Annotated in this window: 14 protein-coding genes; 1 reads left to right on the top strand and 13 read right to left on the bottom strand. The window is 70.9% G+C overall.

The window, feature by feature from the left end:
* Positions 1-430 precede the first annotated feature (430 nt).
* Positions 431-3,577 (top strand): isoleucine--tRNA ligase, encoded by a 3,147-nt coding sequence (ileS, locus tag ACZ58N_RS11375; protein WP_471157869.1) that lies wholly within the window; start codon positions 431-433, stop codon positions 3,575-3,577.
* Positions 3,578-3,955: 378 nt separating this feature from the next.
* On the opposite strand, the gene ACZ58N_RS11370 is transcribed toward ileS, so the two are convergent.
* From ACZ58N_RS11370 to ACZ58N_RS11310, 13 genes are all read right to left on the bottom strand, one after another.
* Positions 3,956-5,179 carry a DivIVA domain-containing protein gene (locus ACZ58N_RS11370; RefSeq protein WP_471157868.1) on the bottom strand — a complete coding sequence of 408 codons (1,224 nt, stop codon included), beginning with the start codon at positions 5,177-5,179 and terminating at the stop codon, positions 3,956-3,958.
* Positions 5,180-5,255: 76 nt separating this feature from the next.
* Positions 5,256-5,552 (bottom strand): YggT family protein, encoded by a 297-nt coding sequence (locus tag ACZ58N_RS11365; protein WP_030155988.1) that lies wholly within the window; start codon positions 5,550-5,552, stop codon positions 5,256-5,258.
* A gap of 60 nt (positions 5,553-5,612) precedes the next feature.
* Positions 5,613-6,230 carry a cell division protein SepF gene (locus tag ACZ58N_RS11360; RefSeq protein WP_471157866.1) on the bottom strand — a complete coding sequence of 206 codons (618 nt, stop codon included), beginning with the start codon at positions 6,228-6,230 and terminating at the stop codon, positions 5,613-5,615.
* Between the two features lie 170 nt (positions 6,231-6,400).
* Positions 6,401-7,120, bottom strand: coding sequence for a YggS family pyridoxal phosphate-dependent enzyme (locus tag ACZ58N_RS11355; RefSeq protein WP_471157864.1), 720 nt, complete (start codon positions 7,118-7,120; stop codon positions 6,401-6,403).
* Positions 7,107-7,856 carry a peptidoglycan editing factor PgeF gene (gene pgeF, locus ACZ58N_RS11350; RefSeq protein ID WP_471157863.1) on the bottom strand — a complete coding sequence of 250 codons (750 nt, stop codon included), beginning with the start codon at positions 7,854-7,856 and terminating at the stop codon, positions 7,107-7,109. The genes ACZ58N_RS11355 and pgeF overlap by 14 nt, the downstream gene beginning before the upstream one ends.
* Complete coding sequence (gene ftsZ, locus ACZ58N_RS11345; RefSeq protein WP_281206003.1) at positions 7,853-9,055, bottom strand: cell division protein FtsZ; 1,203 nt, start codon at positions 9,053-9,055, stop codon at positions 7,853-7,855. The genes pgeF and ftsZ overlap by 4 nt, the downstream gene beginning before the upstream one ends.
* 279 nt (positions 9,056-9,334) lie before the next feature.
* The gene (locus ACZ58N_RS11340; RefSeq protein ID WP_471157861.1) at positions 9,335-10,162 is read right to left on the bottom strand and encodes a cell division protein FtsQ/DivIB; all 828 of its coding nucleotides are present in this window, start codon (positions 10,160-10,162) and stop codon (positions 9,335-9,337) included.
* A gap of 31 nt (positions 10,163-10,193) precedes the next feature.
* Positions 10,194-11,288, bottom strand: a complete 1,095-nt coding sequence (gene murG, locus ACZ58N_RS11335) for an undecaprenyldiphospho-muramoylpentapeptide beta-N-acetylglucosaminyltransferase (RefSeq protein ID WP_281206005.1) — start codon at positions 11,286-11,288, stop codon at positions 10,194-10,196.
* Positions 11,289-11,294: 6 nt separating this feature from the next.
* The gene (ftsW, locus tag ACZ58N_RS11330; protein ID WP_471157859.1) at positions 11,295-12,656 is read right to left on the bottom strand and encodes a putative lipid II flippase FtsW; all 1,362 of its coding nucleotides are present in this window, start codon (positions 12,654-12,656) and stop codon (positions 11,295-11,297) included.
* A 69-nt stretch (positions 12,657-12,725) separates the two neighbouring features.
* Positions 12,726-14,153: a UDP-N-acetylmuramoyl-L-alanine--D-glutamate ligase gene (gene murD, locus ACZ58N_RS11325; protein ID WP_471157857.1), complete on the bottom strand. Its 1,428-nt coding sequence runs from the start codon at positions 14,151-14,153 to the stop codon at positions 12,726-12,728.
* Positions 14,135-15,205: a phospho-N-acetylmuramoyl-pentapeptide-transferase gene (mraY, locus tag ACZ58N_RS11320; protein WP_471157856.1), complete on the bottom strand. Its 1,071-nt coding sequence runs from the start codon at positions 15,203-15,205 to the stop codon at positions 14,135-14,137. Before mraY ends, murD begins: the two co-directional genes overlap by 19 nt.
* On the bottom strand, positions 15,202-16,626 hold the full coding sequence (locus tag ACZ58N_RS11315; RefSeq protein ID WP_389708864.1) for a UDP-N-acetylmuramoyl-tripeptide--D-alanyl-D-alanine ligase: 1,425 nt from the start codon (positions 16,624-16,626) through the stop codon (positions 15,202-15,204). The genes mraY and ACZ58N_RS11315 overlap by 4 nt, the downstream gene beginning before the upstream one ends.
* Entirely contained in the window at positions 16,623-18,317 is a 1,695-nt protein-coding gene (locus tag ACZ58N_RS11310; protein ID WP_471157854.1) for a UDP-N-acetylmuramoyl-L-alanyl-D-glutamate--2,6-diaminopimelate ligase, read from the bottom strand. The genes ACZ58N_RS11315 and ACZ58N_RS11310 overlap by 4 nt, the downstream gene beginning before the upstream one ends.
* Positions 18,318-18,320 lie beyond the last annotated feature (3 nt).

Raw genomic sequence — 18,320 nt, 5'->3', positions numbered from 1 at the left:
TCCGTTGTGCCCAGCGTGACGCCCGGTAATCCGCCCCGCCCACCCCGGTGGATCGCGCACCCGCCCGTCGGCCCATTCGGGTCACACCGGCACCGGCACCGCGCCCCGCCGCCGACCGGCGTAAAGCGGTCGGCCGTGCGCCGCCCCGGCCCGTACACTGGGCCCAGCGAGAGGCATGGATGGGGACGAGTAGCGTCGGACGCAGCCAGGAGCGACCCGGGGACGGTGAGAGCCCGGGGGCGAGCGCGATGCGAAGGATCACCCCGGAGCCGCCGGAAGAAAGCCCCCAGGGCCCGTAGAACCGGCTTCGCACCCCAATGAGGGGGCCACCGGCACGTCCGGGGGCCAAGGAGGGTGGTACCGCGGGAGCGTCAGTGCTCTCGTCCCTCCGGACGGAAGTGACACCCCGCCGGAGGAAGAGTTCAGCCTCATGACCACACCGCCGCAGTACCGCCCGGTACCCGCCCAGGTCGACCTGCCTGCCCTTGAGCACGCGGTCCTCGACTTCTGGCGCGAGAGCAAGACCTTCGCCAAGACCCTGGAGCAGTCCGAGGGCCGCCCCGAATGGGTCTTCTACGAGGGCCCGCCCACCGCGAACGGCATGCCCGGCGCGCACCACATCGAGGCCCGCGTCTTCAAGGACGTCTTCCCCCGGTTCCGCACCATGCGCGGCTACCACGTCGCCCGCAAGGCCGGCTGGGACTGCCACGGCCTGCCCGTCGAGCTCGCCGTCGAGAAGGAACTCGGCTTCAACGGCAAGCAGGACATCGAGGCGTACGGCATCGCCGAGTTCAACGACAAGTGCCGCGAGTCCGTGACCCGCCACACCGACGCGTTCGCCGAGCTCACGACCCGGATGGGCTACTGGGTCGACCTGGACGACGCCTACCGGACCATGGACCCCGAGTACGTCGAGTCCGTGTGGTGGTCGCTGAAGGAGATCTTCAACAAGGGTCTCCTCACCCAGGACCACCGGGTCGCCCCCTGGTGCCCGCGCTGCGGCACCGGCCTGTCCGACCACGAGCTGGCCCAGGGCTACGAGACCGTCGTCGACCCCTCGGTCTACGTCCGCTTCCCGCTGACCTCCGGCCCGCTCGCCGGCGAGGCCGCGCTGCTGGTGTGGACGACGACCCCCTGGACGCTGGTGTCCAACACGGCGGTCGCGGCCCACCCCGAGGTCACGTACGTCGTCGCGACGGACGGCGAGCAGAAGCTCGTCGTCGCCGAGCCGCTGCTGGAGAAGTCCCTCGGCGAGGGCTGGGAGGCCACCGGGCAGTCCTTCACGGGCAAGGAGATGGAGCGCTGGACGTACGAGCGTCCGTTCTCCCTCGTCGAGTTCCCCGAGCCCGCCCACTACGTCGTGAACGCCGAGTACGTCACGACGGAGGACGGCACCGGTCTGGTCCACCAGTCCCCCGCCTTCGGCGCCGACGACCTCGCGGTCTGCCGCGCGTACGGCCTGCCGGTCGTGAACCCGGTCCGTCCCGACGGCACCTTCGAGGAGGACGTCCCGCTCGTCGGCGGCGTCTTCTTCAAGAAGGCCGACGAGAAGCTGACCGCCGACCTCGACGCGCGCGGCCTGCTCTTCAAGCACATCGCCTACGAGCACAGCTACCCGCACTGCTGGCGCTGCCACACCGCCCTGCTCTACTACGCGCAGCCGTCCTGGTACGTCCGCACCACCGCCGTCAAGGACGCGATGCTGCGGGAGAACGAGAAGACCAACTGGTTCCCGGACTCCGTCAAGCAGGGCCGCTTCGGCGACTGGTTGAACAACAACATCGACTGGGCGCTGTCCCGCAACCGCTACTGGGGCACCCCGCTGCCGATCTGGCGCTGCGAGGAGGACCACCTCACCTGCGTCGGCTCGCGCGCCGAGCTGAGCGAGCTGTCCGGCACGGACCAGTCGCAGCTGGACCCGCACCGCCCGTACATCGACGCCGTCACCTTCCCCTGCACCGCCGAGGGCTGCTCGCTCGAAGCGGTCCGCGTGCCGGAGGTCATCGACGCCTGGTACGACTCGGGTTCGATGCCGTTCGCGCAGTGGGGCTACCCGTACAAGAACAAGGAGATCTTCGAGAAGCGCTACCCGGCGCAGTTCATCTCGGAGGCCATCGACCAGACCCGCGGCTGGTTCTACACGATGATGGCGGTCGGCACCCTCGTCTTCGACAAGTCCTCCTACGAGAACGTGGTCTGCCTCGGCCACATCCTCGCCGAGGACGGCCGCAAGATGTCCAAGCACCTGGGCAACATCCTCCAGCCGATCCCGCTGATGGACCAGCACGGCGCCGACGCCGTCCGCTGGTTCATGGCCGCGGGCGGCTCGCCGTGGGCGGCGCGGCGCGTGGGCCACGGCACGATCCAGGAGGTCGTCCGCAAGACGCTCCTCACGTACTGGAACACGGTCGCCTTCCAGGCCCTGTACGCCCGCACCTCCAACTGGGCGCCCTCCGCCTCGGATCCGGCCCCGGCCGACCGCACCGTCCTGGACCGCTGGCTCCTGTCGGAGCTGCACACCCTGACCTCCGAGGTCACGGACGCGCTGGAGGCGTACGACACCCAGCGCGCCGGCAAGCTGCTGTCCGCGTTCGTCGACGACCTGTCGAACTGGTACGTCCGCCGCTCGCGCCGCCGCTTCTGGCAGGGCGACGCGGCCGCGCTGCGCACCCTGCACGACGTGGTGGAGACGGTCACCCGGCTGATGGCCCCGCTGACCCCGTTCATCACCGAGCGGGTCTGGCAGGACATGATCGTTCCGGTCACCCCGGAGGCCCCGGAGTCGGTGCACCTGTCGAGTTGGCCGGTCGCGGACACCGCGGCGATCGACCGCGGCCTGTCCCAGCAGATGCTGCTGGTGCGCCGCCTCGTGGAGCTGGGCCGGGCGACGCGTGCGGAGTCGGGCGTCAAGACCCGTCAGCCGCTCTCGCGCGCGCTGGTCGGGGCCGTGGGCTTCGACGCCCTGTCCCCGGAGCTCCGGGCCCAGATCACGGAGGAGCTGAACGTCTCCTCGCTGGCCTCCCTCTCGGAGGTCGGCGGGTCCCTGGTGGACACGACGGCGAAGGCCAACTTCCGCGCCCTGGGCAAGCGGTTCGGCAAGGGCGTGCAGGACGTCGCGAAGGCCGTCGCCGCGGCCGACGCGGCGGCGCTGTCGCTGGCGCTGCGGGGCGGCTCCGCGGAGATCGAGGTGAACGGCGAGACCGTGGCCCTCACCCCGGAGGAGGTCATCATCACCGAGACCCCGCGCGAGGGCTGGTCGGTGGCCTCGGACTCCGGCGCCACGGTGGCGCTGGACCTGGAGATCACCCCGGAACTGCGGCTCGCGGGCCTGGCCCGTGACGCGATCCGGCTGATCCAGGAGGCCCGCAAGAACTCCGGGCTGGACGTCGCGGACCGGATCGCCCTGCGGTGGTCCTCCCCCGACCCGGAGGTCGTCACGGCCCTGACGGACCACGCGACGCTCATCGCCGACGAGGTCCTGGCCACCGACTTCGCCCGCGACGAGGCCGACGCCGGCTACGGCGACCCGTTCACGGACGAGTCCCTGTCCCTGACGTTCCGCCTCCGCAAGGCCTGACCCCACCCGCTCCGAAACGGCCCGCACCCCGCTCAGGGGTGCGGGCCGTCGCCGTTCCCCCACCCCGACCAACACCACCGCCCCACACCGCGGACGTCCGGAACATGCAGCCCCACCGACCTCCGGAACATGCAGCCCCGCCGGCGTTTGAGGCGCGGGGGTCCGGGGGCGGCGCCCCCGGGAACGGCGCCGCACGCGCACCGGGTCCGGGCGGAGCCCGGGGAACGGAGGAAGGGCGGGGCGGGGAGACGCCCGCGCAGCGGCACACCCCCCACCCCCGGGTACGGGAACGGGCCGGGCCCGGCACCCCCGCAGGGGAACCGGGCCCGGCCCGTGGAACCACCGACCCCGCCGAAGCGAAGGCGGCGCCGACAACGCCTAGTTGTCGTCCTCGTCGATCAGAAAGCCCCGCATGGGAGACGGCGCCTGCATCGGCTGCGGAGCCGCAGGACGAACCGGAGCCATCGGCTGGGTCATCGCCGGGGACATCTGCTGCTGGCCACCGTAGGACGGTCCACCGGCCATCGGCGAGGGGCCGCCCATCGGGGACGGTCCACCCATGGACGGGTTCCCCATCGAGTGCCCCATCGCCCCGGCCGGAGCCATGGACGGGGACTGCGACGGCGGCAGCGCCGGACCGGCGGGACCGCGCGGCGGAGCCAGGGAGTCGTCGGCCTGGGTCTCCAGCTGGCGCAGCTGCGACTCCAGGTACGACTTCAGACGCGTGCGGTACTCACGCTCGAAGCCCCGCAGGTCCTCGACCTTGCGCTCCAGCGTGGCGCGGGCGGACTCCAGGGAGCCCATCGCGACGCGGTGCTTCTCCTGCGCGTCCCGCTCCAGCGCGTCGGCCTTGGCGCGGGCGTCCCGCTCCAGGCCCTCGGCGCGCGAACGGGCCTCGCCGACGATCTTGTTGGCCTCGGAGCGGGCCTCCGCGATCGCCTGGTCGGCGGTCTGCTGCGCGAGCGACAGGACGCGGGCGGCGCTGTCGCCACCGGGGCCCTGCTGCGGGAGCTGCGGCTGCTGCTGGTGCATCTGCTGACCCATGGGCTGCATCTGCTGCCCCATCGGCTGCATCTGCTGGCCCATCGGCTGGCCGAGCTGGTTCTGGCCGCCCATGGACTGCTGCTGCATCTGCTGGTGCATGGGCTGCTGCATCTGCTGCTGCTGCGGTGCCATGGGGTGCTGACCACCCATGGACTGCTGCTGCATGGGGCCGCCCATCTGGCCCGGACCCTGCGGTCCTTGGCCGCCGGGGCCCGGAGGCAGCTGGGGCTGGCCGCCCGGAAGCTGCGGCGGGCCCATCTGCGGCTGCTGCTGCTGCGGCGGGCCGGATATGGCCGCGGGCACGGGGGCACCGGGGCCGCGCTGGTCCTGGGGCTCCGGCTTGCGCATCCCCTGCTGCTGCTGGTTCTGCTGGTTCTGCGCGGCGGCGCGCGTGGCGGCGGCCAGCTTGGCGCGCAGGTCCTCGTTCTCGCGCAGCAGGCGCGTCAGCTCGGACTCGACCTCGTCGAGGAAGGCATCGACCTCGTCCTCGTCATAGCCTTCTCGCAGGCGGACGGTCGTGAACTGCTTGTTCCGCACGTCCTCGGGAGTCAGCGGCATGTCTTCTTCACCTCTACGTAGTCGTCGGCAGTCGGCAAGACCTGGAGCATCCCCGCGCGTGTGGGGAGCACATCGTTCACACGCTTCTCGCAGCGGTGCTCACGAAACTGATGAGGATGTAAACGATGATCATCAGAACGAAGAAGGACAGGTCGAGTGCCACGCCCCCGAGACGCAACGGCGGGATGAAACGCCGAAGAAGCTTGAGCGGTGGATCGGTGACAGTGTAGGTGGCCTCCAGGACGACCACCATCGCCTTGCCGGGTGTCCATGAACGTGCGAACTGGAACACGTAGTCCATGACCAGTCGGAAGATCAGCACGATGAGGAAGCACATCAGCGCGATGTAGACCACTTGCAGTGCGACGCCCATCCCGCGCTTCCCTCTCCCCTGCTTCCGCTCTGTTCCCGGTCCCGTATCTGACGGATCGGTCTAGCTTTGGTTGAAGAACCCGCCCTCCGCAATGCGGGCCTTGTCCTCCGCCGTGACATCGACGTTAGCAGGCGACAGCAGGAACACCTTCTGTGTCACGCGTTCAATGCTGCCGTGCAGACCGAACACGAGGCCGGCGGCGAAGTCGACCAGACGCTTCGCGTCGGTGTCGTCCATCTCCGTGAGGTTCATGATCACCGGAGTGCCCTCACGGAAGTGTTCCCCGATGGTACGGGCCTCGTTGTAGGTCCGGGGGTGCAGCGTCGTGATGCGGTACGGCTCCCGCTCGGAGACGACCTTGGGCATGATCACGGGGGCGTTCTTCTCCAGGTTGGTGCGGTCAGGTGTGATGGATGCCACGGGGGCAATTCGTGCCGGACGTCCGCTTTCCACCGGCATCGGGAGGGGTTCCCGCTGCGCCGGAGGTTGCACGGCTCGTACCGGTTCGTCCCTTACGGGCGGTTGGTGCACGGGCTGCTGCCGGTGGTCCCGGTCTCTCGCACGCTCCGGCTCCGGCTCGGGCTCGAACTCGTCATCGGGGTCGTACCCAGGGTTGTCGTACCGGTCGTCCTCCACGAGGCCGAGGTAGACCGCCATCTTGCGCATCGCGCCGGCCATTCTCCGAGTCCTCCGCTCTGTGGTGGATCGCCCTGTCGCAGGTGTCGCTGTGTCAGTCAGCAAGGTCGCTGTGTCACCAAAGTCACCAACTGCCCGCGATCCACTTGGTCTGTCCGCTCATCTGCGGAAATGACCATATTTTCTGCTGTGGTCCGACTTTCTTCGCGACGTTACCCGAGCCGGGGTCTCGCGCCGAGCACCGCAGTGCCGACGCGTACATGTGTCGCACCCGCCCTCACCGCCTGTTCCAGGTCCGCACTCATTCCGGCCGACACCATCGTGGCAGTCGGATGGTCCGCGCGCAGGCCGGATGACAATTCCACCAGCCGCTCGAAGGCCGCCTGTTCGCGTCCCGCGTACTCGCCGGACAGGGGGGCCACGGTCATGAGACCGTCGACCCGCAGTCCGGGTGCGCGCGCCACGAGGTCGGCCAACTCCGGCAGGAGGTCGGGGGCCGCCCCGCCCCGGATGCCCCGTTCGCCCGACTCGGCGTCGAGGGCGATCTGTACGAGGACGCCGAGTTCGCGACCGGCGCCCTCGGCCGCCGCCGACAGCGCCGTGACGAGCTTCGGTCGGTCGACCGACTGCACCACGTGCGCGTATCCCGCCACGGAACGGGCCTTGTTCGTCTGCAACTGGCCGACGAAGTGCCAGTCGAGCGCCAGATCCGCGCAGGCCACGGCCTTCGGGGCGGCGTCCTGGTCGCGGTTTTCCGCAACATGACGGACGCCCAGGTCCGCCAGCAGTCGTACGTCGCTCGCGGGGTAGGTCTTGGTGACCACGATGAGGGTCACCTCCTCCCGCGCGCGGCCCGCGGCGGCGCAGGCGGACGCGATGCGCTCCTCCACCCGCGCGAGATTCTCCGCGAGTTCCGACTTACGGTCTGTCATCAATCCGTTCCAACCACACATATCCGGCGAGCCGCCCGGTCACCCGGTCACGGCGGTACGAGAAGTGGTCCCGCGACTCCAGTGTGCAGACCGGGGAACGGTGGACGGAAGCCACCCCCGCTTCCTCCAGTTGCGCGTGCACTCCTGCGACCACGTCCACGGCCGGCGTCCCCCAGCTGGTCTCGGCCCACGCGGCCGGCACCACCTCGGCGACGGCCTCCCGCATCTCGGCCGGTACTTCGTAGCAACGTCCGCAGACCGCCGGTCCCGTACGGGCGACGATGCGCCCGGGGTCGGCGCCGAGGGCCACCATCGCCTCGACCGCGGCGGGGACCACCCCCGCGACCAGCCCCGGCCGCCCGGCGTGGGCGGCGCCCGCGATCCCCGCGACGGGGTCGGCGAGCAGGACGGGCGTGCAGTCGGCGGTGAGCACGGCCAGGGCCAGGCCCCGACGGCTCGTCACCACCGCGTCGACGGCGGGGACCGGATCGCCGGCGCCCCACGGTCCGTCGACCACGGCCACGTCCCGCCCGTGCACCTGGTTCATCCAGACCACCAGGTCCGGATCGATGCCGAGTTCGCGCGCCGTGCCGTCCCGGTTCGCACGAACGGCGGCCGGGTCGTCTCCGACCGCGCCGCCGAGATTGAGCTCCTCGTACGGAACGGCGCTCACTCCGCCCCACCGGTCGGTGAAGGCGAAGTGGGCGCCGTTCTCGCTGTGCTGCCCCAAGGTCACTTCAAGAAGTCCGGGACGTCCAGTTCCTCGGCCGGGCTGTCCTGGTACGGACGGGCCGTCGGGACCTGCGGCGCGGGCGGCGCCGCCTCGACCGGGACCTCCACCGGAGCCGGGGGCTCCTCACGCGGGGTGACCGTACCGAGCCCGCCGAAGGCCGGACGCACCGGCTCGGGGGCGCGGACCGGGGCGGGGGCCGGCTCCTCGCGCTTGGTGGACGCGGCACCGATGACGTTGTCCCGGCGGGCCGGGGGCTGTCCACCGTCGAAGCCGGCGGCGATCACGGTGACGCGCACCTCGTCGCCGAGCGCGTCGTCGATGACGGCACCGAAGATGATGTTCGCCTCGGGGTGGGCGGCCTCACTGACCAGCTGCGCGGCCTCGTTGATCTCGAAGAGACCGAGGTCCGAGCCGCCGGAGATGGAGAGCAGCACGCCGCGGGCGCCGTCGATGGACGCCTCCAGCAGCGGCGAGGAGATCGCCATCTCGGCGGCGGCCACCGCGCGGTCGTCGCCGCGGGCCGAGCCGATGCCCATGAGGGCCGAGCCCGCCTCGGACATCACGGACTTGACGTCCGCGAAGTCGAGGTTGATCAGACCCGGGGTGGTGATGAGGTCCGTGATGCCCTGGACGCCCGACAGGAGGACCTGGTCGGCCGACTTGAAGGCGTCGAGGACGCTGACCTGGCGGTCCGAGATGGACAGCAGGCGGTCGTTGGGGATGACGATGAGGGTGTCGACCTCTTCGCGGAGCTCGGCGATGCCGTCCTCCGCCTGGTTCGCGCGGCGCCGGCCCTCGAAGGTGAACGGTCGGGTGACCACACCGATCGTCAGGGCGCCCAGCGAGCGCGCGATGTTGGCGACGACGGGTGCGCCACCGGTTCCGGTGCCGCCGCCCTCACCGGCGGTGACGAAGACCATGTCGGCCCCCTTGAGGACCTCCTCGATCTCCTCGCGGTGGTCCTCTGCCGCCTTGCGACCGACGGCCGGGTTGGCTCCGGCGCCGAGGCCCCGGGTGAGTTCGCGGCCGACGTCGAGCTTGACGTCGGCGTCGCTCATCAACAGCGCCTGGGCGTCCGTGTTGATGGCGATGAACTCGACGCCCTTGAGACCGACCTCGATCATTCGGTTGATGGCATTGACACCACCGCCGCCGACACCGATGACCTTGATGACTGCGAGGTAGTTCTGCGGTGCTGCCACGTCGAAGGCCTCTCGCCTCGAGTTACGTGTCGCCGCCTCGCGGGCCTGCGTTGCGACGACTGATGCCGAAATTGGGACGGTTCGTACGCGCCGACCCGAACCCTCACCCTGAAGTTTAGGGTTAGGGGTGTGTCTGTTCCTTGGACTCTTCCGAACAGGACACTAAGTCGACAAGTAGCGCGTGTTCAACGAACACGCCGAACCTCCCGTTTTTCTTTTCACCCTATGTGATCACCCGTATCGGTGGCCAACCAGGGTGCGTCGCTGTTCGACTTGACGTCAACTCCCGGACACCGCTGGGGCGGTGGGAACGCTGACGTCGAAGTGAGCAGCCTTGGGAGCGGCTTTGAGCAAGGCGGTCAACGCCCGGCCCTTCGCCTCACCCAGTTCGCCACTCCCCCAGACGACCGTTCGCCCCTTCGTGAGCTCCAGTACGACCGAATCGTACGACCGCACCTTGACCTGCACCGTCTGCGCCGCGACGGCCTTGGGGAGGTCGCCCGCGATGCCCACGGCCTCGGTCAGGAGCCGCTGCTCGTCGAAGCGGCGGGCGCTCGGGGACCGCGCCGCGTCCAATTCGAGGACCGGAACACCCGCCGGTGGTTTCGCGACCGTGTCGAATCGCACACCCGATGCGTCCACTTCGACGAACTCCGCGTCCTTCTTGATGAGCAGGACGGGTTTGCGTTCCGTCACTTTCAGCCCGATTCCGTGCGGCCAGGAGCGCTCCACATCGACCGAATCGATGCGGGGCAGCCTGGTCCGCAACCGCTGCGCGATCTCGTCCGTGTCGATGCCCACCATGGGTGCGCCGACGGGCACGGCCGCGGCGGTGAGGACCTGCTCGGGGGTGAGCACCTCGGTACCGGCGGCCGTGACCTTCTCGACGCGGAGCCAGGAGGAGCCGTAGAGCACCCAGGTGCCGCCCGCGGAGAGGAGCACCGCGGCGGCGAGGGAGACCAGGACGGGGACCCGGCGCGAACGACCGCCACCGGGGCCCCGCGGGCCGGTCCTCTTCGACGACTTGGGGGGCTTGGGGGGCTTGGGCGAACCGGGGCCCCTGCCCTTGCGGGCGGCCCCACGCTGTGCGGTCGTCGCTCCGGCCACTCCTGTGCCTCCTGGTCTGTGCGTTCCCCGCTCAGCGGGCTCTGCGTGCGGCGATCGCCTCGTGGACCAGACCGACGAGCAGGTCGTCGGCGTCCCGGCGGCCGAACTCGGCGGCGGCGCGGGACATCTCGTAGAGGCGGTGCGGGTCGGACAGCACCGGCAGCACCTGGCCGAGCACCCACTCGGGCGTCAGCTCCGCGTCGTCCACCAGGAGACCGCCACCGGCCTTGACCACCGGCTGGGCGTTGAGCCGCTGTTCGCCGTTGCCGATGGGCAGCGGTACGTAGGCGGCCGGCAGTCCGACGGCGGAGAGTTCGGCGACGGTCATCGCGCCCGCGCGGCACAGCATCATGTCGGCGGCGGCGTACGCGAGGTCCATCCGGTCCACGTACGGTACCGGCACATACGGCGGCATCCCGGGCATGTTGTCGACACGCGGCAGTTCGTTCTTCGGTCCGACCGCGTGGAGGATCTGGATCCCGGAGCGCTGGAGGGTCGGCGCGATCTGCTGGATGGTCTCGTTGAGGCGGCGGGCGCCCTGCGAGCCGCCGGAGACCAGCAGGGTCGGCAGGTTGGGGTCCAGGCCGAAGGCGGCGCGCGCCTCGGGGCGGACGGCGGACCTGTCCAGGGTCGAGATCGACCGGCGCAGCGGGATGCCGACGTAGCGGGCGCCGCGCAGCTTGCTGTCCGGGGTGGACACGGCGACGGCGTGGGCGTACCGGGAGCCGATCTTGTTGGCCAGTCCGGGCCGGGCGTTGGCCTCGTGGACGATGATCGGCACCCCGAGCCGCTTGGCGGCGAGGTAGCCGGGCAGCGCGACGTAGCCGCCGAAGCCGACGACGCAGTCGGCCTTGGTGCGCACGAGGATCTCCTCGGCGGCCTTGATGGTTCCGCGCAGCCGTCCGGGGACGGTGATCAGCTCGGGCGTGGGCTTGCGGGGCAGCGGTACGGCGGGGATGAGACCCAGCTCGTAGCCGCGCTCCGGGACCAGGCGGGTTTCGAGTCCGCGTTCCGTCCCGAGGGCGGTGATGCCCACGGTCGGGTCCTGCCTGCGCAGGGCGTCCGCGAGGGCGAGCGCCGGCTCGATGTGGCCGGCGGTCCCCCCACCGGCGAGTACGACATGCACCGAAATTCACCGCTCTCCGGACGGACGCTTCTTGACGCGCCGTCTCATCGACTTCCATATCGGCCCGCGCCGCTTCCAGCCGGACCTCGGCTGCCGCATCGCGAGCGCCGCACGCGCCGCCGGTTCCTCCCGCGCGAACGCGATCAGGAGTCCGACCGCGAACATGGTCGGCAGCAGGGCCGACCCTCCGTAGGAGAACAGCGGGAGCGGGACCCCGGCGATCGGCAGCAGACCGAGCACCGCACCGATGTTGATCACGGCCTGCGCCGTGATCCACGTGGTCACGCCTCCCGCGGCATACCGTACGAAGGAGTCCTCCGTGCGTCCGGCCACGCGGATACCCGCATAGCCTAGGGCCGCGAAGAGGGCGAGCACCGACAGCGTCCCCGCCAGCCCCAGTTCCTCGCCGGTGATGGCGAAGATGAAGTCCGTGTGGGCTTCGGGCAGTTGCCCCCATTTTTCCACACTGGCGCCCAGGCCGGATCCGAACCATCCGCCGGACGCGAGGGCGTAGATGCCGTGCACGGCCTGCCAGCAAAGGTCGTTCTTGCCCGGTTCTGTCGCGCCGAGGCAGGCGAGCCGGTCCATGCGGTGCGGACTGGTCTTGATGAGCAGTGCGACGATCACACCCGCGAAGGCGAGCACGCCGACGAACATGCGGGTGGGTGCTCCGGCGAGCCAGAGCAGGCCGAAGAGGATGGCCCCGAGGATCATCGCGGTGCCCATGTCGCCGCCGAGCATGATCAGTCCGAGCAGCAGGAAGGCGACCGGGACCAGGGGCACCAGCAGGTGCTTCCACTGGCTCAGCAGTTCCTTGTCGCCCTTGCGGGCCAGCAGGTCGGCGCCCCAGAGGATCAGCGCGAGCTTGCCGAACTCACTGGGCTGGAGCATGAACGGACCGCCGAGGGAGATCCAGTTCTGGTTGCCGTTGATCGCCACCCCTATCCCGGGGACCTGGACCAGGACCATCAGGAACAGGGTTCCGGCGAGGACGGGGTAGGACAGCGCCCGGTGGAGCCGCACGGGCATCCGGGAGGCGGCGAACATCAGGACGGCGCCGATGAGGGCCGCCAGGAACTGCTTCTTGAAGAAGTAGGCGTCGCCCAGGCCCAGCTGGAGCGCCTTGATCATCGAAGCCGAGTAGACCATCACCAGGCCGAGCACGGTGATGAGCAGCGAGCTGCCGAGGATCAGGTAATAGGCGGTGAGCGGGCGGTCCCAGGCCTTGCGCAACTGCTCTTGCGTACGCCGGACGCGGGCGAGCGGCCCGCGTCCGGCGGGCCGCTTGGCGCCGGACGCCGGGCGGGCCCGGCCCCTCGCCCTGACGGTGGTCGGCCGTCTCCCCGGCAGCATCTGCTTGGCCGGCATCTGTGATCTTCCCCTCCACTCGTGCGAGGCGAGCAGCCGGGTCGGGGAGGGAACCTGCCCTGGATCGACCTAGGCGCTCTCGGCGGCCAGTTCGCGCACCGCGTCGGCGAACGCGTCCCCACGCTTGTTGTAGTTCGCGAACATGTCCATGGAGGCGCAGGCCGGCGCCAGCAGGACCGTGTCGCCGGGTCGGGCGAGCCGGGCGGCTTCCCTGACCGCCGCGAGCATCGCCCCAGTGTCGGTCCGGTCGAGGTCGGTGACCGGGACCTCGGGGGCGTGTCGCGCCAGAGCGTCGGCGATGAGCGCCCGGTCGGCGCCGATGAGCACCACCGCGCGCAGCCGCTTCGCGGACTTCTGGACGAGCTCGTCGAAGGTGGCGCCCTTGGCGAGGCCGCCGGCGATCCACACGACGGGTTCGAAGGCGGCCAGGGAGGCCTCCGCCGCGTGGGTGTTGGTGGCCTTGGAGTCGTCGACGTACGTCACCTCGGCGACCTCGGCGACGTGGGAGACGCGGTGGGCGTCGGGCCGGAAGTCGCGCAGTCCGTCGCGCACCGCACGCGGCTCGACGCCGAAGGCGCGGGCCAGGGCCGCGGCGGCGAGCGCGTTGGCGATGTTGTGCGGGGCCGGCGGGTTGACGTCCTCGACCTGTGCGAGTTCCTGGGCGTTCTTCTGCCGGTTCTCGACGAAGGCGCGGTCGACGAGGATGCCGTCGACGACGCCGAGCATGGAGGGGCCGGGGGCGCCGAGGGTGAAGCCGATGGCCCGGCAGCCCTCTTCGACGTCGGCCTCGACGACGAGGTCCTCGGTGGCCTTGTCGGCGACGTTGTAGACGCAGGCGACGGTGTTGCCCTCGTAGACGCGGCCCTTGTCGGCTGCGTACGCCTCCATGGAGCCGTGCCAGTCGAGGTGGTCGGGGGCCAGGTTGAGGACGGCCGCGGAGTGGGCGCGCACGGAGGGCGCCCAGTGCAGTTGGTAGCTGGAGAGCTCGACGGCGAGGACGTCGTAGGTCTCGTCGCCGGTCACCACGTCGATGATCGGGGTGCCGATGTTGCCGACGGCCGCGGTCCGCAGACCGGCGGCGCGCAGGATCGACGCCAGCATCTGGGTGGTGGTGGTCTTGCCGTTGGTGCCGGTGATGGCGAGCCAGGGCGCGGCGTTCTCGCCGCGCAACTGCCAGGCGATCTCCACGTCCCCGACGACGTCGACCCCGGCCTCGGCGGCGGCCGCGAAGAGCGGGCTGTCGGGCTTCCAGCCGGGCGAGGTGACGACGAGGTCGGTGCCGGCGGGCAGGCGCTCCGCGTCGCCGAGGCGCACGGAGATCCCCGCGGCCTCCAGCTCCGCCGCACGGGCGCGGTGGCCCTCGCTGTCGCCGCCGTCGACGACGGTCACCGATGCGCCGAGGCCGGCCAGGGCGCGGGCGGCACTGATGCCGCTCACGCCGAGGCCGGCGACGGTGATGTTCTTGCCGTGCCAGGAGGTCACTTGTCGGCTGCCCATCCCGCGTAGAAGAGACCGAGACCCACGATGACGCACATGCCCTGGATGATCCAGAAGCGGACCACGACAAGGACTTCGGACCAGCCCTTGAGTTCGAAGTGGTGCTGGAGTGGCGCCATCCGGAAGACCCGCTTGCCGGTCATCTTGAAGGAGCCGACCTGGATGACGACCGACATCGTGATGAGCACGAAGAGGCCGCCGAGGAGCGCCATCAGGAACTCGGTGCGGGAGCAGATGGCGAGGCCCGCGAGAGCGCCGCCGAGCGCGAGGGAACCGGTGTCGCCCATGAAGATCTTGGCGGGCGAGGTGTTCCACCACAGGAAGCCGAAGCAGGCGCCCATCAGGGCGGACGCCACGACGGCCAGGTCGAGCGGGTCACGGACCTCGAAACAGGCGTTCGGGTTGGTCAGGGTCTGCGCGTTGGCGCAGGACTCCTGGAACTGCCAGACACCGATGAAGGTGTAGGCGCCGAAGACCATCACGGCGGCGCCGGTGGCGAGGCCGTCCAGACCGTCGGTGAGGTTCACGCCGTTGGACATGGCCAGGATCATGAACAGCGCCCAGACCACGAACAGCACCGGCCCGATCGACCAGCCGAAGTCCGTGACGAACGACAGCTTCATGGAGGCCGGGGCGAGTCCGCGGGAGTCCTTGAACTGGAGCGCGAGCACCGCGAAGGCGATGCCGACGATCAGCTGTCCGGACATCTTCGCCTTGGCCCGGAGGCCCAGCGAGCGCCGCTTGACGATCTTGATGTAGTCGTCCAGGTAACCGACCAGGCCCATTCCCGCCATCAGGAACAGGACGAGCAGGCCCGAGAAGGACGGCTCGCTTCCGGTGATCACCTTGGTCAGGGCGTACGCGATGAGCGTCGCCAGGATGAAGGAGATGCCGCCCATGGTGGGCGTGCCCTTCTTCCCGGCGTGCCCGCGCGGGCCGTCGTCGCGGATGAACTGGCCGTAGCCCTTGCGGGCCAGCAGCTTGATCAGCAGCGGGGTTCCCACGAGGGTGAGGAAAAGGCCGATGACTCCGGCGAAAAGGATCTGCCTCATCGGCCGGCGACCTCGCCCTCGCGCTCCAGCAACGCCAGCGCGACCCGCTCCAGGCCGACCGACCTGGAAGCCTTCACCAGCACGACGTCCCCCGGGCGCAATTCACTGCGCAACAGGTCGACCGCCGCCTGCGCGTCGGACACGAGCACCGACTCCTCACCCCACGAACCCTCGTTATATGCGCCCAGTTGCAGCCAGGACGCTTCCCTGCCCCCGACTGCTACGAGCTTGCTCACGTTGAGCCGGACGGCAAGCCGTCCTACCGCGTCGTGCTCGGCCAACGCCGCGTCACCGAGCTCGGCCATGGGGCCGAGCACTGCCCACGTACGTCCCCCGTTGGCCCGGGCGCCGCCGCCCATCGCGGCGAGTGCGCGCAGGGCGGCCCGCATGGATTCGGGGTTCGCGTTGTAGGCGTCGTTGACGATCGTCACTCCGTCCGCACGCTCGGTGACCTCCATCCGCCACCGGGACAACGTGCCCGCTCCGGAGAGCGCGGTGGCGATCTCCTCGACGGACATGCCCAGTACATGGGCGACGGCGGCCGCGGCGAGCGCGTTCGACACGTGGTGCTCACCGTACAGCCGCAAGGTCACATCGCTGCACCCGGTCGGGGTGTGGAGTGTGAACGAGGGCTGTCCCCCCGGCGTCATCCGGACCTCGGTGGCCCGTACGTCGGCGTCCTCGGCCTCCCCGAAGAGGACCGTACGGGCCTTCGTGCGGCTCTGCATGGCACGGACGAGGAGGTCGTCGGCGTTCAGGACGGCAACTCCGCCGTCCTGCGCGGCCGGCAGGGCCTCGACCAGCTCTCCCTTGGCCTGGGCGATGGCCTCGCGGCCACCGAACTCCCCGATGTGGGCGGTGCCGACGTTCAGGACGAGGCCGATGCGCGGCGGGGTCAGACCGGTGAGGTACGCGATGTGGCCGATGCCCCGCGCGCCCATCTCCAGGACCAGGTGGCGGGTTTCCGCGGTGGCCTTCAGCGCCGTGAGCGGAAGGCCGATCTCGTTGTTGAGGGAGCCCGGTGTCCACACCGTGGGCGCGTGGTGCTGGAGCACCTGGGCGATGAGGTCCTTGGTGGAGGTCTTGCCGGCGGAGCCGGTCAGGGCCACCACGTCGGTGCCGAGACGGCCGACGACGGCGCGGGCGAGGGCTCCGAGGGCCTTCTCCACGTCGTCGACGACGATCGCCGGGACACCGACGGGCCGGGCCGCGAGGACGGCCGCGGCGCCGGCCGCGACCGCGCGCTCGGCGTAGTCGTGGCCGTCGACTTGCTCGCCCTCGAAGGCGGCGAAGAGGCTGCCGGGCTCGACCTGTCGGGAGTCGATGACGACGGGGCCGCCGATCCGCACCGAGGGGTCCGGTATGTCGTGGGGCCGCCCGCCGGTGATGTCGGCGATCTCGGCGAGGGATAGGGCGATCACTGGTCCACCTCGGCCTGTCGGACGCTGAGCTGCTGGTTCTCGATGGCCGCGCGGAGCACGGCGCGGTCGTCGAATGGGCGTACGACGCCCGCGGTGTCCTGGCCCTGCTCGTGCCCCTTGCCGGCGACGAGGACGGTGTCGCCGGGTTCGGCGCGGGCGACGGCCGCGGCGATGGCCGCCGCCCGGTCGGCGTCGACGAGGACGGTGCCCCGCTCCTCGGGCGGCACGGACACCGCGCCGCCGAGCATGGCGGCGAGGATCGCGAGGGGGTCCTCGGAGCGCGGGTTGTCGGAGGTCAGGACGGCCACGTCGGCGTACCGGGCGGCCGCGGCGCCCATGGGGGCGCGCTTGGTGGTGTCGCGGTCGCCGCCGCAGCCGAGCACGATGTGCAGCCGGCCGGTGGTGACTTCGCGCAGGGCCCGCAGGACGGACTCGACGGCGTCGGTCTTGTGGGCGTAGTCGACGACGGCCAGGTACTCCTGGCCCGCGTCGACCCGCTCCAGCCGACCCGGGACCCCGGGGACCGCGGCGACGCCGTCGGCGGCGGTCTGCGGGTCGAGGCCGGCAGCGGCGAGGGTGACGATCGCGGCGACGGTGTTGGCGACGTTGAAGGGGCCCGGCAGCGGCGCGGTGGCCCGTACCCGCTGACCGGCGGGGCCGACCAGGGTCAGGGTGGAGTCCATGTGGCCGCTGACCACGTCCTCGGCGCGCCAATCGGCGGCGGGGTCGCCCGTCGCGGAGAAGGTGACGACCGGGATCGGCGCCTCCTTGGCGAGGCGGCGGCCGTACTCGTCGTCGACGTTGACCACTCCGAGGCGGGCCCGGCGCTCGGTGAAGAGCTGGGCCTTGGCCTGGAAGTAGTCCTCCATGTCGGTGTGGAACTCCATGTGTTCCGGGCTCAGGTTGTTGAAGACGGCGACGTCGAAGACGCAGCCGTCGACCCGGCCGAGCACCAGCGCGTGGCTGGACACCTCCATCGCCACGGCCTCGACGCCCCGTTCGCGCATGACGGCGAACAGGGCCTGGAGGTCGGTGGCCTCGGGGGTGGTGCGTTCGGACTTGATGCGTTCGTCGCCGACGCGCATCTCGACGGTGCCGATGAGCCCGGTCGTACGTCCCGCCGCGCGCAGCCCGCCTTCGACGAGGTACGCGGTGGTGGTCTTGCCGGAGGTACCGGTGATGCCGAGTTGGAGCAGGCCTTCGCCGGGACGTCCGTAGATCGCGGCGGCGAGCTCGCCCATCCGACCGCGCGGATCCTCCACGGTCAGGACCGGCAGGCCGGTCGCGGCGGCGCGTTCGGCTCCCGCGGGGTCGGTGAGGACGGCCGCGGCGCCGAGGGCGGCGGCCTGGGCGGCGAAGTCCGCGCCGTGCAGACGGGCACCCGCCAGGGCCGCGTACAGGTCGCCGGGGCGCACCGCACGGGAGTCGTGGGTGATGCCGGTGATCCGAGCGGCGCCTGGCTCAGGCAGTCCCAGCAGCGTGGCCAGCTCGCCCAGGGGGGTCGGGCTGGTGGACACGGGCCGGGGCGCTCCCGGCGGCGCTGCCGGGGCGTCTTTCTGGGCGTTTCTGGGCTGATCAGCGTGGGGCACGGCGGTGAGCGTACCGGGCGCTGCGGCCCGGCCGCGAAGCGAGGCCCCGGCCGGGGCGTCCTCGGGCGACTGGTTCCCGGCATTCGGGGTGATCGTTGTCACTGA

This window comes from Streptomyces sp. NPDC040432, from assembly GCF_055595445.1.
Note: the sequence above shows the minus strand (reverse complement) of the source record. Positions and strands in the feature narration are given on the sequence as shown.

Bases quoted from the DNA above. Each gene is read 5' to 3' on its own strand.
- ileS (WP_471157869.1), top strand. From the start codon at position 431: ATGACCACACCGCCGCAGTACCGCCCGGTACCCGCCCAGGTCGACCTG.
- ACZ58N_RS11370 (WP_471157868.1), bottom strand. From the start codon at position 5,179: ATGCCGCTGACTCCCGAGGACGTGCGGAACAAGCAGTTCACGACCGTC.
- ACZ58N_RS11365 (WP_030155988.1), bottom strand. From the start codon at position 5,552: ATGGGCGTCGCACTGCAAGTGGTCTACATCGCGCTGATGTGCTTCCTC.
- ACZ58N_RS11360 (WP_471157866.1), bottom strand. From the start codon at position 6,230: ATGGCCGGCGCGATGCGCAAGATGGCGGTCTACCTCGGCCTCGTGGAG.
- ACZ58N_RS11355 (WP_471157864.1), bottom strand. From the start codon at position 7,120: ATGACAGACCGTAAGTCGGAACTCGCGGAGAATCTCGCGCGGGTGGAG.
- ftsW (WP_471157859.1), bottom strand. From the start codon at position 12,656: ATGCCGGCCAAGCAGATGCTGCCGGGGAGACGGCCGACCACCGTCAGG.
- murD (WP_471157857.1), bottom strand. From the start codon at position 14,153: ATGGGCAGCCGACAAGTGACCTCCTGGCACGGCAAGAACATCACCGTC.
- mraY (WP_471157856.1), bottom strand. From the start codon at position 15,205: ATGAGGCAGATCCTTTTCGCCGGAGTCATCGGCCTTTTCCTCACCCTC.